This is a genomic window from Pseudomonas sp. NPDC087336, from assembly GCF_044744285.1.
GTDB lineage: Bacteria > Pseudomonadota > Gammaproteobacteria > Pseudomonadales > Pseudomonadaceae > Aquipseudomonas.
In genome coordinates, this window is the sequence record NZ_JBIUYA010000014.1 from 55,305 (window position 1) to 69,606 (window position 14,302).

13 protein-coding genes are annotated in these 14,302 nt (G+C 61.1%); 7 read left to right on the forward strand and 6 right to left on the reverse strand.

Features of this window, described 5'->3' with window-relative positions; genetic code table 11:
• Positions 1 to 36: 36 nt before the first annotated feature.
• From ACIO0C_RS15935 to ACIO0C_RS15960, 6 genes are all read left to right on the forward strand, one after another.
• On the forward strand, positions 37 to 786 hold the full coding sequence (locus tag ACIO0C_RS15935) for a FadR/GntR family transcriptional regulator (RefSeq protein WP_175391458.1): 750 nt from the start codon (positions 37 to 39) through the stop codon (positions 784 to 786).
• 414 nt (positions 787 to 1,200) lie between these two features.
• A complete protein-coding gene (gene kdgD, locus ACIO0C_RS15940; RefSeq protein ID WP_020796617.1) occupies positions 1,201 to 2,112 on the forward strand; it encodes a 5-dehydro-4-deoxyglucarate dehydratase in 912 nt (303 codons plus the stop codon).
• 59 nt (positions 2,113 to 2,171) lie between these two features.
• Positions 2,172 to 3,611: an aldehyde dehydrogenase family protein gene (locus ACIO0C_RS15945; RefSeq protein WP_401313626.1), complete on the forward strand. Its 1,440-nt coding sequence runs from the start codon at positions 2,172 to 2,174 to the stop codon at positions 3,609 to 3,611.
• Positions 3,612 to 3,691: 80 nt separating this feature from the next.
• Positions 3,692 to 5,137: an MFS transporter gene (locus ACIO0C_RS15950; protein WP_401313793.1), complete on the forward strand. Its 1,446-nt coding sequence runs from the start codon at positions 3,692 to 3,694 to the stop codon at positions 5,135 to 5,137.
• A gap of 11 nt (positions 5,138 to 5,148) precedes the next feature.
• Positions 5,149 to 6,702 (forward strand): galactarate dehydratase, encoded by a 1,554-nt coding sequence (gene garD / locus ACIO0C_RS15955; protein WP_401313628.1) that lies wholly within the window; start codon positions 5,149 to 5,151, stop codon positions 6,700 to 6,702.
• A gap of 100 nt (positions 6,703 to 6,802) precedes the next feature.
• The gene (locus ACIO0C_RS15960) at positions 6,803 to 7,744 is read left to right on the forward strand and encodes an AEC family transporter (RefSeq protein WP_401313630.1); all 942 of its coding nucleotides are present in this window, start codon (positions 6,803 to 6,805) and stop codon (positions 7,742 to 7,744) included.
• A gap of 57 nt (positions 7,745 to 7,801) precedes the next feature.
• Here the strand turns inward: ACIO0C_RS15960 and ACIO0C_RS15965 are convergent, their stop codons facing one another.
• From ACIO0C_RS15965 to gatC, 6 genes are all read right to left on the reverse strand, one after another.
• Entirely contained in the window at positions 7,802 to 8,182 is a 381-nt protein-coding gene (locus tag ACIO0C_RS15965; protein ID WP_401313632.1) for a carboxymuconolactone decarboxylase family protein, read from the reverse strand.
• Complete coding sequence (locus tag ACIO0C_RS15970) at positions 8,179 to 9,240, reverse strand: calcium/sodium antiporter (protein WP_401313634.1); 1,062 nt, start codon at positions 9,238 to 9,240, stop codon at positions 8,179 to 8,181. Before ACIO0C_RS15970 ends, ACIO0C_RS15965 begins: the two co-directional genes overlap by 4 nt.
• A 50-nt stretch (positions 9,241 to 9,290) precedes the next feature.
• A complete protein-coding gene (locus tag ACIO0C_RS15975; RefSeq protein WP_401313636.1) occupies positions 9,291 to 9,662 on the reverse strand; it encodes a septal ring lytic transglycosylase RlpA family protein in 372 nt (123 codons plus the stop codon).
• Positions 9,663 to 9,791: 129 nt separating this feature from the next.
• A complete protein-coding gene (gatB, locus tag ACIO0C_RS15980) occupies positions 9,792 to 11,237 on the reverse strand; it encodes an Asp-tRNA(Asn)/Glu-tRNA(Gln) amidotransferase subunit GatB (RefSeq protein ID WP_401313638.1) in 1,446 nt (481 codons plus the stop codon).
• A gap of 10 nt (positions 11,238 to 11,247) precedes the next feature.
• Positions 11,248 to 12,699: an Asp-tRNA(Asn)/Glu-tRNA(Gln) amidotransferase subunit GatA gene (gatA, locus tag ACIO0C_RS15985; protein ID WP_401313639.1), complete on the reverse strand. Its 1,452-nt coding sequence runs from the start codon at positions 12,697 to 12,699 to the stop codon at positions 11,248 to 11,250.
• A 16-nt stretch (positions 12,700 to 12,715) separates the two neighbouring features.
• Positions 12,716 to 13,003: an Asp-tRNA(Asn)/Glu-tRNA(Gln) amidotransferase subunit GatC gene (gene gatC / locus ACIO0C_RS15990; RefSeq protein WP_008054345.1), complete on the reverse strand. Its 288-nt coding sequence runs from the start codon at positions 13,001 to 13,003 to the stop codon at positions 12,716 to 12,718.
• Between the two features lie 211 nt (positions 13,004 to 13,214).
• On the opposite strand from gatC, the gene mreB reads away from it, so the two are divergent.
• Positions 13,215 to 14,252, forward strand: a complete 1,038-nt coding sequence (gene mreB, locus ACIO0C_RS15995) for a rod shape-determining protein MreB (protein WP_002555108.1) — start codon at positions 13,215 to 13,217, stop codon at positions 14,250 to 14,252.
• Positions 14,253 to 14,302: the final 50 nt, after the last annotated feature.

The window sequence follows — 14,302 nt, forward strand, 5'->3', positions numbered from 1 at the left end:
CGTTTTCAGCCGATTTTTTCGAGACAGATGTTCACCATGGAAAACCCGAACGACGCACCACGCCTCCCTCGCAAGCGCCGCAGCCTCGCTCAGGAACTGGTGACGGTGCTGTCCGAGCAGATCCGCGACGGTCACCTCAAGCGTGGCGACAAGTTGCCCACCGAGTCGGCGATCATGGATGCCCATGGCGTCAGCCGCACAGTGGTACGCGAGGCGATTTCCCGTTTGCAGGCCGCCGGCCAGGTGGAGACGCGCCACGGTATCGGCACCTTCGTGCTCGACACCCCGAGCCCGAGCGGTTTTCGCATCGACCCGGCTACCGTGGTCACCTTGCGTGACGTGCTGGCCATCCTCGAACTGCGCATCAGCCTTGAAGTGGAGTCCGCCGGCCTGGCCGCGCAACGTCGCAGCCCCGAGCAGTTGGCGCTGATGCGCGCGGCGCTGGATGCCCTCAATGAAAGTGTTTCCCACGCCAGCGATGCCGTGGCCTCGGACTTCCAGTTCCACCTGCAGATTGCCTTGGCCACCGGCAACCGCTACTTCACCGACATCATGACTCACCTGGGCACCAGCATCATCCCGCGCACCCGTCTCAACTCCGCGCGGCTGGCCCATGACGATCAGCAACACTACATGAACCGCCTGAGCCGCGAGCACGAAGAAATCTACGACGCCATCGCCCGCCAGGATTCCGATGCAGCCCGCGCGGCCATGCGTTTGCACCTGACCAACAGCCGTGAGCGGTTGCGTCATGCCCATGAAGAGGCTGAGGCGCAGCGGGGCTAAGTTTTCGGGTCGGGTTATCCATTACCTGTCAGACCGCCTTCGCGAGCAGGCTCGCTCCCACAGTTGATTGTGGCGGTTCACAATATGTGTGGCCGCAGATGAGCCATTGTGGGAGCGAACCTGCTCGCGAAGGGGCCTGTAGTCATTGCACGCATCCTTCAGGCGCTCCGCCGATCGTCGTTGAATCCTCCGACAACGTATCTCTGTCGAACCTTTGATCGCGTAGCCCGGTCTCATCCTCCGATCATGTAAGTCCCAGCAAACACGGGCTATCACTCCTTCTTGTCCAACAATTTTCACCCCTGACGATGAAATGCAGTTGACGGTTGTATTTTAAGTTGTACGATGACCTACAACTTCAGCGCAGGCTGAACGGTTTTCTCACACAACGTCGCTACCCAGGGTGTTCGAATAATGAATCCACAAGAACTGAAGTCCATCCTCTCTTCCGGTCTGCTGTCTTTCCCGGTCACCGATTTCAATGCCCAGGGCGATTTCAACCGCGCTGGCTACATCAAGCGTCTGGAATGGCTGGCCCCGTACGGCGCCTCGGCTTTGTTCGCCGCGGGCGGCACCGGTGAGTTCTTCTCCCTGGCGGCCAGCGAATACTCGGAAATCATCAAGACGGCCGTCGACACTTGCGCCACCAGCGTGCCAATTCTCGCCGGTGTTGGTGGTTCTACCCGCCAGGCCATCGAATACGCACAGGAAGCCGAGCGTCTGGGCGCCAAAGGCCTGTTGCTGCTGCCGCACTACCTGACCGAAGCCAGCCAGGACGGCGTTGCCGCCCACGTTGAAGCCGTGTGCAAATCGGTCAACATCGGCGTGGTGGTCTACAACCGTAACGTCTGCCGCCTGAACGCGCCGCTGCTGGAACGTCTGGCCGAGCGCTGCCCGAACCTGATCGGCTACAAGGATGGCCTGGGTGATATCGAGTTGATGGTGTCGATCCGCCGTCGTCTCGGTGATCGCTTCAGCTACCTGGGTGGCCTGCCAACCGCCGAAGTCTACGCCGCGGCCTACAAGGCCCTGGGCGTGCCGGTCTATTCCTCGGCGGTGTTCAACTTCATCCCGAAAACCGCGATGGATTTCTACCACGCCATCGCCCGCGAAGATCACGCCACCGTCGGCAAGATCATCGACGACTTCTTCCTGCCGTACCTGGACATCCGTAATCGCAAAGCCGGCTACGCGGTGAGCATCGTCAAGGCCGGGGCAAAAATCGCCGGTTATGACGCGGGCCCTGTGCGTGCACCGCTGACCGACCTGACCGGCGAAGAGTACGAAATGCTCGCCGCGCTGATCGACAAGCAGGGTGCGCAATAACAACGATCAAACCGGAGCCGCTGAGCGATCAGCGGCTTTTTGCGTGAGGAGAACGACTCGTGACAAAGCGCTACGACAACTACATCAACGGTGAATGGGTCGCCGGTGCCGATTACTCGGTCAACATCAACCCGTCCGAGCTGAGCGACGCCATTGGCGATTACGCCAAGGCTGACCTGGCTCAGGTCCACGCCGCCATCGACGCCGCCCGTGCCGCATTCCCGGCGTGGTCGGTTTCGGGCATTCAGGCCCGTCACGATTCCCTGGATAAAGTCGGTACCGAGATCCTCGCCCGTCGTGAAGAACTTGGCACCCTGCTGGCCCGGGAAGAGGGCAAGACCCTGCCCGAAGCCATCGGCGAAGTGACCCGCGCCGGCAACATCTTCAAGTTCTTCGCCGGTGAATGCCTGCGCCTGTCCGGCGACTACCTGCCGTCGGTGCGCCCGGGCGTCAATGTTGAAGTCACTCGCGAAGCCCTGGGTGTGGTCGGTCTGATTACCCCATGGAACTTCCCGATCGCGATCCCTGCCTGGAAAATCGCTCCGGCCCTGGCCTACGGTAACTGCGTGGTGCTCAAGCCCGCCGATCTGGTACCGGGCTGCGCCTGGGCACTGGCGGAAATCATCTCCCGCGCTGGCTTCCCGGCCGGTGTGTTCAACCTGGTGATGGGCAGTGGTCGTGTGGTTGGTGATGCACTGGTCAACAGCCCCAAAGTCGACGGCATCAGCTTCACCGGTTCCGTGGGCGTCGGTCGCCAGATCGCTGTCAGTTGCGTGTCGCGCCAGGCCAAGGTGCAGTTGGAAATGGGCGGCAAGAACCCGCAGGTCATTCTCGACGACGCCGACCTCAAGCAAGCGGTCGAGCTGTCGGTGCAGAGCGCGTTCTACTCCACCGGCCAGCGTTGCACGGCATCGAGCCGCTTCATCGTCACCGCCGGCATTCACGACAAGTTCGTCGACGCCATGGCCGAGCGCATGAAGTCGATCAAGGTCGGTCACGCATTGAAGTCCGGCACCGACATCGGTCCGGTGGTCTCGCAAGCTCAGCTTGAACAGGACATGAAGTACATCGATATCGGCCAGTCCGAAGGTGCGCGCCTGGTCAGCGGCGGTGGCCTGGTGACCTGTGACACCGAGGGCTACTTCCTCGCGCCAACCCTGTTTGCCGACAGCGAAGCCTCAATGCGCATCAGCCGCGAAGAGATCTTCGGCCCGGTGGCCAACATCGTGCGCGTGGCCGATTACGAAGCTGCGCTGGCCATGGCCAACGACACCGAGTTCGGTCTGTCGGCGGGCATCGCCACCACTTCGTTGAAGTATGCCAACCACTTCAAGCGCCACTCCCAGGCCGGGATGGTGATGGTCAACCTGCCGACCGCCGGCGTGGATTACCACGTTCCTTTCGGTGGGCGTAAAGGTTCATCCTATGGATCACGTGAGCAAGGTCGCTATGCGCAAGAGTTCTACACGGTCGTGAAGACCAGCTACATCGGCTCCTGATCCACGCAATACCTGTGGGAGCTGGCTTGCCAGCGATGGCATCACCGCGGTGCGACTGAACGACCGAGGTGCCCGCATCGCTGGCAAGCCAGCTCCCACAAAAGACCAAAAAAGATTCACCCGCGCATAAAAATAATCAGTGGGAGTACATCTACATGCAATCGACCAAGAAGCCGACTCACGTCCGCTATTTGATCCTGCTCATGCTGTTTCTGGTGACCACGATCAACTACGCCGACCGCGCCACTATCGCCATCGCCGGTTCCAGCCTGCAAAAAGACCTCGGCATTGACGCGGTTACCCTTGGCTACATCTTCTCTGCATTCGGTTGGGCCTACGTGGCCGGGCAAATTCCCGGTGGCTGGCTGCTGGACCGTTTCGGTTCGAAAAAAATCTATGCACTGAGCATCTTCACCTGGTCGCTGTTCACCGTGTTGCAGGGTTATGTCGGCGAGTTCGGCATGTCCACGGCGGTGGTTGCGCTGTTCATGCTGCGCTTTTTGGTGGGTCTGGCCGAAGCGCCGTCCTTCCCCGGCAATGCACGCATCGTCGCAGCCTGGTTCCCGACCGCTGAACGTGGCACCGCCTCGGCGATCTTCAACTCGGCACAATACTTTGCCACCGTGTTGTTCGCACCGCTGATGGGCTGGATCGTCTACAGCTTCGGCTGGCAGCACGTGTTCATCGTCATGGGCGTGATCGGCATCATCTTCTCGGGCATCTGGCTGAAAGTGATCTACAGCCCGCGCGAACACCCGATGATCAACGACGCCGAGTTCAAGCACATCGCCGATAACGGTGGCATGGTCGACATGGACCAGACCAAGGGCAAAGGTGCAAAAGGCGACGGTCCGAAGTGGGACTACATCCGTCAGTTGCTGACCAACCGCATGATGTTGGGCGTGTACCTCGGCCAATACTGCATCAACGGTATCACCTACTTCTTCCTGACCTGGTTCCCGGTGTACCTGGTTCAAGAGCGCGGCATGACCATCCTCAAGGCCGGTTTCATCGCCTCGTTGCCGGCGATCTGCGGCTTCATCGGTGGCGTGCTCGGCGGGGTGATTTCCGATTACCTGCTGCGCAAGGGCCATTCCCTGACTTTTGCCCGCAAGGCGCCGATCATCGCCGGCCTGCTGGTGTCCAGCAGCATCGTGGCCTGCAACTACGTGGACGTCGAATGGATGGTCGTGGGCTTCATGGCCCTGGCGTTCTTCGGCAAAGGCGTGGGTGCATTGGGTTGGGCGGTGGTGTCCGATACTTCGCCAAAACAGATCGCCGGTCTCAGCGGTGGGCTGTTCAATACCTTCGGCAACCTGGCGTCGATCACCACGCCGATCGTCATCGGTTACATCATCAATTCCACCGGTTCGTTCAAATGGGCATTGGTGTTTGTCGGTTGCAACGCACTGGTCGCGGTGTTCAGCTATCTGGTGATCGTCGGTCCGATCAAGCGTGTGGTGCTCAAGGAGCCGCCGGTAAACGGTCCTGAAGCATCCGGTAAATTGTCTCAAGCGCATTCCTGAGGAGCGGCGTCATGCAGTTGATTGAACATTCCGACTCGCCGCGCTACATCCGCCTGCACGAGCGGGACAACGTGGTGGTCGTGGTCAATGACCAGGGGGTGCCGGCCGGCACCGAGTTTTCCGATGGTCTGGTCACCGTCGACTTCGTGCCACAGAGCCACAAGGTCACCCTGCAAGACATTCCCGCGGGTGGACAGGTGATTCGTTACGGGCAGGTCATCGGCTATGCCCTGCAGCCAATTCCCCGTGGCAGTTGGGTCAAGGAAGATCAACTGCGCATGCCGACCGCGCCGCCGCTGGACAGCTTGCCGCTGTCCACCGAAGTGCCGGCCGCGCAGGCACCGCTGCAAGGCTATACCTTCGAGGGTTATCGCAACGCCGATGGGACGGTCGGTACGCGCAACATTCTAGGGATCACCACCACCGTGCAATGCGTGACGGGTGTGCTGGACCATGCGGTCAAGCGCATCAAGGACGAGCTGCTGCCCAAGTACCCGCACGTCGATGACGTGGTGGCACTGACCCACAGCTACGGCTGTGGCGTGGCGATCACCGCCACCGACGCCTACATCCCGATTCGCACGGTGCGCAACCTGGCGCGCAACCCGAACCTGGGTGGTGAAGCACTGGTGATCAGCCTGGGCTGCGAGAAATTGCAGGCCGGGCAGGTGATGCACGAAGGCGATGCCTCGGTGGATCTGAGTGAGCCGTGGCTGTATCGCCTGCAGGATTCCAGCCACGGTTTTACCGAGATGATCGAGCAGATCATGGAACTGGCTGAAACCCGTTTGAAGAAGCTCGATCAACGCCGTCGGGAAACCGTACCGGCGTCCGAGCTGATCCTGGGCATGCAATGTGGTGGCAGCGATGCATTTTCCGGGATCACCGCCAACCCGGCGCTGGGCTATGCCTCGGACCTGTTGTTGCGTGCGGGGGCGACGGTGATGTTCTCCGAAGTCACCGAAGTGCGCGATGCGATCTACCTGCTGACCTCCCGCGCGCAAACCAAAGAAGTCGCGCAGGAACTGGTGCGGGAAATGGACTGGTACGACCGCTACCTCGCCAAGGGTGAGGCGGATCGCAGCGCCAACACCACGCCGGGCAACAAGAAAGGCGGTTTGTCGAACATCGTCGAGAAGTCCCTGGGTTCGATCGTCAAGTCCGGTAGCAGCGCCATCACCGGCGTGCTCGGCCCTGGCGAGCGGTTCAAGGAAAAAGGCCTGATCTTCTGCGCGACCCCGGCCAGTGACTTTGTCTGCGGCACGCTGCAGTTGGCGGCGGGGATGAACCTGCACGTGTTCACCACCGGCCGCGGAACGCCTTACGGGCTGGCCATGGCGCCGGTGGTGAAGGTGTCGACCCGGACCGAACTGGCGCAGCGCTGGCCGGACCTGATCGACATCGACGCCGGGCGCATCGCTACCGGGCGGGCGTCCATCGAGGAGCTGGGCTGGGAGTTGTTCCACTACTACCTGGATGTGGCCAGCGGCAAGCAGCAGACCTGGGCTGAAAAGCACAAGCTGCATAATGACATCACCTTGTTCAACCCGGCGCCGATTACCTGAGGCTGTGATGATCGTTCCCACGCAGAGCGAGGGAACGATCCGGGTGAAAGTGGCTTATCATTAGCCCCCTAACGACGCCCACCTCAAGGTCCTCCCCGGCATGCTGGCAATTTTCCTCGAAACCCTGAACATCACCGCGCCGGTGTTCGCCATGCTGTTTCTGGGGGTGTTGCTCAAGCGCATCGACTGGATCAACGACAACTTCATCCACACCGCCTCGTCCCTGGTGTTCAACGTCACCATGCCGGCGCTGCTGTTTCTGGGCATCCTGCATGCCGACTTGCACGCCGCGTTGCAACCGGCCCTGCTGATCTACTTCTCCCTGGCGACCCTGGTGTGCTTTGCCATTGCCTGGGGCTGGGCGATCTTGCGGTGTCCGCGCGAAGACCGGGGGATCTACACCCAGGGTGCGTTTCGCGGTAACAACGGCGTGATCGGCCTGGCGCTGGCCGCGAGCATGTACGGCGATTACGGGATCTCCCTCGGGGCGATTCTGGCGGCGCTGGTGATCCTGTTCTACAACACGCTCTCGACCATTGTGCTGGCGGTGTACAGCCCGGTGATCAAGTCCGATCCGTGGAGCATTTGCAAAAGCGTGTTCAGCAACCCGCTGATCATCAGCGTGATTGCGGCGGCGCCCTTTGCTTATTTCAACATCGGCTTGCCGGGATGGCTGGAGACGTCTGGCCAGTACCTGGCGCAAACCACCTTGCCGTTGGCGTTGATCTGCATCGGCGGCACGCTGTCGCTGGCGGCGATGCGAAAAAGTGGCTCGATGGCGCTCAGTTCAAGCCTGGTGAAAATGCTCGGTCTGCCCATTCTGGCGACCCTGGGTGCGTGGCTCTGGGGCTTTCGCGGTGCGGAGTTGGGGATTCTGTTCCTGTACTTCGGCAGCCCGACCGCCGCCGCCAGCTTCGTCATGGCCCGGGCAGCGGATGGCAATCATGAACTGGCGGCGGCGATCATCGTGATCACCACGTTGATGGCGGCGGTGACCACCAACATCGGGATCTTTTTGTTGCAGTGGGGTGGGTGGATCTAGCGCCAGGATTTGCGGTGAGTCGAAGACGGTGGAACTAACATTGGAACTTTCGGATAGTTACTCAGGCTTCTGGTAACTATCGATCACTTCCTGAGCCGCGCGAAACGCATCGATCGCCGCCGGTACCCCGGCGTACACCGCGCAATGCAGCAGCGCTTCACGGATCTCTTCCACGGTGCAGCCGTTGTTCAGCGCGCCGCGCACGTGGCCTTTCAATTCCTGCGGACATTTGAGCGCCGTCAGCGCTGCGAGCGTGATCAGGCTGCGGGTTTTCAACGGCAGGCCTTCGCGATTCCAGACCCCGCCCCAGGCATGTTCGTTGACGAAGTCCTGCAGCGGCTGGGTGAACTCGGTAGCGTTGCCCAGTGCGCGGTCGACGAAGCTGTCGCCCATCACCTGGCGACGTACTTCAACGCCGGTTTTCTTGTTCTCGCTCATGGCAATTCCCTCTTGTGGTGTTGGCGACGCCAGGCGCGCAATGACGTGAACAACAGGAACGCCACTAGCGCTGGCAGGACGAAAAACAGCATCAGGTGTTCAAGCTTGCCCGCCAGCGGCATGCCGGTGGTGAACGACACCACGTGCAGCCCGTAAGCCAGGTACAAGCCCAGGAACAGCAGGCCTTCGGCGCGGGTCACGCGGTAACCGGAATAGAACACCGGCAGGCACAGCGCCGCGACGCCAAGCATCACCGGTAAGTCGAAATCCAGGGCGTTAGGCGATACCGACAGCGGCGCTGGCGCGACCATTGCGGTCAAGCCCAGCACACCCAGGAGGTTGAACAGGTTGCTGCCGATCACGTTGCCCACGGCGATCTCGCGTTCACCACGCAGGGCAGCGATCAGCGAGGTGGCGAGTTCCGGAAGGGACGTGCTGACGGCGACGATGGTCAGGCCGATGATGCGCTCCGACAGACCCAAATCGGTGGCGACCGATACCGCTGCACCCAGCAGTAAATGTCCGGCGTACACCAGCATTGCCAGGCCGGTGACGATCATCAGCAGGCTGCTGATCCATGGAGCTTGCCCTGTGAGATCATGAATCGATACCGGACGCACCGAATGCCGCGATTGGCGTAGCAACAAAGCCAGGTACAGCAGCAGTGCCGTCAGCAATATCACGCCGTCGACACGGGTCAGATCCTTATTCCAGGCCAGTACGAACACCAGCAGGCTGGCACCGATCATCAGGGGAATATCCAGGCGCACCAGTTGCCGTGACACCCGCAGCGGGATGATCAGCGCCGACAATCCGAGCGTGACGAGGATGTTGAAAATGCTGCTGCCGATCACGCTGCCGACGGCAATGTCGGCGTTGTGCGCCAGGGTGGCTTGCAGGCTGACTGCCATCTGCGGGGCGCTGCTGCCGAGGGCGACGATGGTCAGGCCGATGATCAGTGGGCGTACATGCAGGCGGGCTGCCAGGCGCACGGCGGCGCGCACCATCAGTTCGGCGCCGGCAATCAGCAGCACCAGCCCGCTGAGCAATTCGATCACACTGATCAGGGGTAAATCGGCTAGTCCGAAAATGGTCGGGGCTCCGTCGGTCAGTCGAGGGCTTGCACGCGAACCCGCGCGGTTCCGCTCTTGAGCATGCCCAGCCGTTCGGCGGCTTCATGGGACAGGTCGATCAGGCGGCCACGGGTGTGCGGTCCACGATCATTGATGCGCACTACGCAGGATCTGTCGTTGTTCAGGTTGGTGACCTTCACCCGTGTACCGAAGGGTAGCTGGCGATGGGCGGCGGTCATGGAATTCTTGTTGAAGCGCTCACCACTGGCGGTGCGTTTGCCTTGGTGTTTGGCGCCGTAGTAGGAGGCAACGCCGGTTTTGTCGTAGCCGTGCGGGTCGACGGTGTCGGTGCTGGCGCAGCCGGCGAGCAGGGAGAGCAGGGCGAAGGCACTGAGTAGACGCTTCATTAGGTGACCCCAAGATCGTTCCCACGCTCCGCGTGGGAATGCAGCCCGTGACGCTCTGCGTCACAAAAAGCGGACGCAGAGCGTCCAGTGAGGCGTTCCCACGCGCGAGCGTGGGAACGATCACTGTGGTTAGCCTTCGAGCTTGCTTTTCAGCAGTTCGTTGACCTGTTGCGGGTTGGCCTTGCCTTTGGAGGCTTTCATGGCCTGGCCGACGAAGAAGCCGAACATCTTGCCGCGCTTGGCTTCGTCTGCCGCGCGGTATTGCTCGACCTGCTCGGCATTGGCCGCGAGCATTTCATCCAGCACCGCCGAGATTGCGCCGGTGTCGGTCACTTGCTTGAGGCCACGCTTTTCGATGATCTCGTCTGCGCTGCCTTCGCCGTTGGCCATGGCTTCGAACACCACCTTGGCGATCTTGCCGGAGATGGTGTTGTCCTTGATGCGCAACAGCATACCGCCCAGTAGCTCGGCGGAAACCGGCGACTGTTCGATGTCCAGCCCTTGCTTGTTGAGCAGGCTGCCCAACTCGACCATCACCCAGTTGGCCGCCAGCTTGGCGTCGCCGCCGATGCTCGCGACTTTCTCGAAGTAATCGGCCTGCTCGCGGCTGGTGGCCAGCACGCTGGCGTCATAGACCGACAGACCGAACTGCTCCTGGAAACGCTCGCGTTTCTGCGGTGGCAATTCCGGCAGGGTGGCGCGCACGTCGTCGAGGAACGAGTTTTCGATCACGACAGGCAGCAGGTCCGGATCGGGGAAGTAACGGTAGTCGTTGGCTTCCTCCTTGCTGCGCATCGGACGGGTTTCATCCTTGTTCGGATCGTACAGGCGGGTTTGCTGGATTACCTTGCCGCCGTCTTCGATCAGCTCGATCTGGCGCTGGATTTCGCTGTTGATCGCCTTCTCGATGAAGCGGAACGAGTTGACGTTCTTGATCTCGCAGCGGGTGCCGAACTCGACCTGGCCCTTTGGACGGATCGACACGTTGCAGTCGCAACGCAGCGAGCCTTCGGCCATGTTGCCGTCGCAGATACCCAGGTAGCGCACCAGGGCGTGGATCGCCTTGACGTAGGCCACGGCTTCCTTGGCGCTGCGCATGTCCGGCTCGGAAACGATTTCCAGCAACGGCGTGCCGGCACGGTTCAGGTCGATGCCGCTGGCGCCGCTGAATTCTTCGTGCAGGCTCTTGCCGGCGTCTTCTTCCAGGTGCGCGCGGGTGATGCCGACGCGCTTGACCGTGCCGTCTTCCAGGGCGATGTCCAGGTGACCCTTGCCGACGATCGGCAATTCCATCTGGCTGATCTGGTAGCCCTTGGGCAGGTCCGGATAGAAATAGTTTTTACGGGCGAACACGTTGTGCTGGCCGATCTCGGCGTCAATCGCCAGGCCGAACATCACCGCCATGCGCACCGCTTCCTGGTTCAGCACTGGCAGTACGCCGGGCATGCCCAGGTCTATCAGGCTGGCCTGGGTGTTCGGTTCGGAACCGAAGGTGGTGGAACTACCGGAAAAGATTTTCGACCGGGTGGTGAGCTGGGTATGAATCTCCAGCCCGATCACGACTTCCCATTGCATGTGTGTCTCCTCAGAAGCCGGTTGGGGTGCGGGTGTGCCAGTCAGTGTGTAACTGATACTGGTGGGCAACGTTCAACAGGCGACCTTCCTGGAAATACGGAGCGAGCAACTGCACGCCCACAGGCAGACCATCGACAAAACCGGCCGGCATCGACAGGCCTGGCAGGCCCGCGAGGTTGGCAGTGATGGTGTAGACGTCTTCCAGGTAGGCGGCGACCGGGTCGCTGTTCTTGGCGCCGAGCTTCCAGGCCGGGTTTGGCGTGGTTGGGCCGAGGATGATGTCGACCTCATTGAAGGCGGCCATGAAGTCGTTCTTGATCAGGCGACGAATCTTCTGTGCCTTCAGGTAGTAGGCGTCGTAGTAACCGGCGGACAGGGCATAGGCGCCGACCATGATCCGGCGCTGCACCTCGGTCCCGAAACCTTCGCCACGGGAGCGCTTGTACAGGTCCTCGAGGTTTTTCGGGTCTTCGCAGCGATAGCCGAAACGCACGCCGTCGAAACGCGACAGGTTGGAAGAGGCTTCCGCCGGGGCGATCACGTAGTACGCAGGAATTGCGTGCTGCATGTTCGGCAGGCTGATTTCCTTGATCACGGCACCGAGTTTCTTCAGCTCTTCGACGCTGGACATGACCAGGTCGGCGATGCGCGGGTCGAGACCGGCGCTGAAGTACTCTTTAGGCACGCCGATGCGCAGGCCCTGCAACGAACCGCTGAGGCTGGCGCTGTAGTCCGGCACGGGCTCATCGATGCTGGTCGAGTCGTTCGGGTCGAAGCCAGCCATACCTTGCAGCAATATTGCGCAGTCTTCGGCAGTACGCGCCAACGGGCCGCCCTGATCGAGACTGGAGGCGTAGGCGATCATGCCCCAGCGCGAAACGCGACCGTACGTCGGTTTCAGGCCGGTGAGGTTGGTCAGCGCCGCTGGCTGGCGGATCGAACCGCCAGTGTCGGTACCGGTGGCGGCTGGCAGCAGGCGTGCGGCTACCGCGGCAGCGGAACCACCGGACGAACCGCCCGGCACGTGTTCCAGATTCCACGGGTTTTTCACCGCGCCGTAGTAGCTCGACTCGTTGGCCGAGCCCATGGCGAATTCGTCCATGTTGGTCTTGCCCAGGGTCACGGCCCCGGCAGCGGCCAGCTTGGCGACGACGGTGGCGTCGTACGGCGCTTTGAAGTTGTCGAGCATCTTCGAGCCGCAGCTGGTGCGGATGCCCTGGGTACAGAACAGGTCCTTGTGGGCGATCGGCGCACCCAGTAGCGCGCCGTTCTCACCATTGGCCCGACGGGCGTCAGCGGCTTTCGCCTGCGTGAGCGCCAGCTCTTCGGTGAGGCTGATGAAACTGTTGAGCTGCGGGTCGAGCTGGGCGATACGCGCCAGCAGGACTTTGGTCAGCTCTTCGGAAGAAAACTTTTTATCGGCGAGTCCGCGGGCGATCTCGGCCAGAGTCAATTGATGCATTGCAGGCTCTTTCCCTTTAGTCGATGACTTTCGGAACCAGGTACAGGCCGTTTTCGACCGCTGGTGCGATGGACTGGTAGGCCTCGCGATTGTTGCTCTCGGTCACGACGTCTGCACGCAGGCGCTGGCTGGCTTCCAGTGGGTGGGCGAGCGGCTCGATACCATCGGTATTGACCGCCTGCATTTCGTCGACCAGCCCGAGAATGCTGTTGAGGGCCGAAGTAATGTGTGGAAGATCGGCATCATTGAGGCCAAGGCAGGCCAGATGAGCGATTTTTTCCACGTCGGAGCGTTCAAGCGCCATTGGGATTCTCCAGTGGAAAACAAGACGGACGGCGTCCGTGTGTTAGATTGTCGGAACACTACCGCACTTCTACGGTCATATGGCCGCGATTGTGGGGCTTGGTGCACAGAAAAGCGGCCAATTTAACATATTGGCGCCTTGCCCAAAATCCCTGTCGTTGTTAGAGTTTGCCGCACTTTTTTACCCACGCGTTGCCTAGGGTCCCTTTCCCATGTTCAAGAAACTGCGTGGCATGTTTTCCAGCGATCTTTCCATCGACCTGGGCACTGCCAACACCCTTATTTACGTGCGTGAGCGCGGTATCGTCCTGAATGAGCCATCGGTTGTGGCCATTCGGACGCACGGTAACCAGAAAAGTGTCGTTGCTGTCGGCACCGAAGCGAAGCGCATGTTGGGCCGTACGCCGGGCAACATTGCTGCCATTCGTCCGATGAAAGACGGCGTGATCGCCGACTTCAGCGTCTGCGAAAAGATGCTGCAGTATTTTATCAACAAGGTTCATGAAAACAGCTTCCTGCAGCCTAGCCCTCGCGTGTTGATCTGCGTTCCGTGCAAATCCACCCAGGTTGAGCGTCGCGCCATCCGTGAATCGGCCCTCGGTGCCGGTGCCCGTGAAGTATTCCTGATCGAAGAACCGATGGCTGCTGCGATCGGTGCCGGCCTGCCGGTTGAAGAAGCCCGCGGTTCGATGGTGGTGGACATCGGTGGCGGTACCACCGAAATCGCGCTGATCTCCCTGAACGGTGTGGTCTACGCCGAATCCGTTCGGGTGGGTGGCGACCGTTTCGACGAAGCGATCATCACTTATGTGCGTCGCAACTACGGCAGCCTGATCGGTGAGTCCACTGCCGAGCGCATCAAGCAGGAAATCGGTACCGCCTATCCGGGCGGCGAAGTTCGCGAAGTCGACGTTCGTGGCCGCAACCTGGCCGAAGGCGTTCCACGCGCATTCACCCTGAACTCCAACGAGGTGCTCGAAGCGCTGCAAGAGTCGCTGGCGACCATCGTTCAGGCCGTGAAGAGCGCACTGGAGCAGTCGCCGCCGGAACTGGCTTCCGATATCGCCGAGCGTGGCCTGGTGTTGACCGGTGGTGGCGCCTTGCTGCGTGACCTCGACAAGTTGCTGGCCCAGGAAACCGGCTTGCCGGTGATCGTCGCCGAAGACCCGTTGACCTGCGTTGCTCGCGGCGGTGGCCGTGCATTGGAAATGATGGATAAACACACCATGGACCTGCTCTCCAGCGAATAAGTCGCCGGATCGCCTCCATGCTGTTGAGCGCGCAGGCGGCACTTTGCAGT

Bases quoted from the DNA above. Each gene is read 5' to 3' on its own strand.
- ACIO0C_RS15935 (WP_175391458.1), top strand. From the start codon at position 37: ATGGAAAACCCGAACGACGCACCACGCCTCCCTCGCAAGCGCCGCAGC.
- kdgD (WP_020796617.1), top strand. From the start codon at position 1,201: ATGAATCCACAAGAACTGAAGTCCATCCTCTCTTCCGGTCTGCTGTCT.
- garD (WP_401313628.1), top strand. From the start codon at position 5,149: ATGCAGTTGATTGAACATTCCGACTCGCCGCGCTACATCCGCCTGCAC.
- ACIO0C_RS15960 (WP_401313630.1), top strand. From the start codon at position 6,803: ATGCTGGCAATTTTCCTCGAAACCCTGAACATCACCGCGCCGGTGTTC.
- ACIO0C_RS15965 (WP_401313632.1), bottom strand. From the start codon at position 8,182: ATGAGCGAGAACAAGAAAACCGGCGTTGAAGTACGTCGCCAGGTGATG.
- ACIO0C_RS15975 (WP_401313636.1), bottom strand. From the start codon at position 9,662: ATGAAGCGTCTACTCAGTGCCTTCGCCCTGCTCTCCCTGCTCGCCGGC.
- gatB (WP_401313638.1), bottom strand. From the start codon at position 11,237: ATGCAATGGGAAGTCGTGATCGGGCTGGAGATTCATACCCAGCTCACC.
- gatA (WP_401313639.1), bottom strand. From the start codon at position 12,699: ATGCATCAATTGACTCTGGCCGAGATCGCCCGCGGACTCGCCGATAAA.
- gatC (WP_008054345.1), bottom strand. From the start codon at position 13,003: ATGGCGCTTGAACGCTCCGACGTGGAAAAAATCGCTCATCTGGCCTGC.
- mreB (WP_002555108.1), top strand. From the start codon at position 13,215: ATGTTCAAGAAACTGCGTGGCATGTTTTCCAGCGATCTTTCCATCGAC.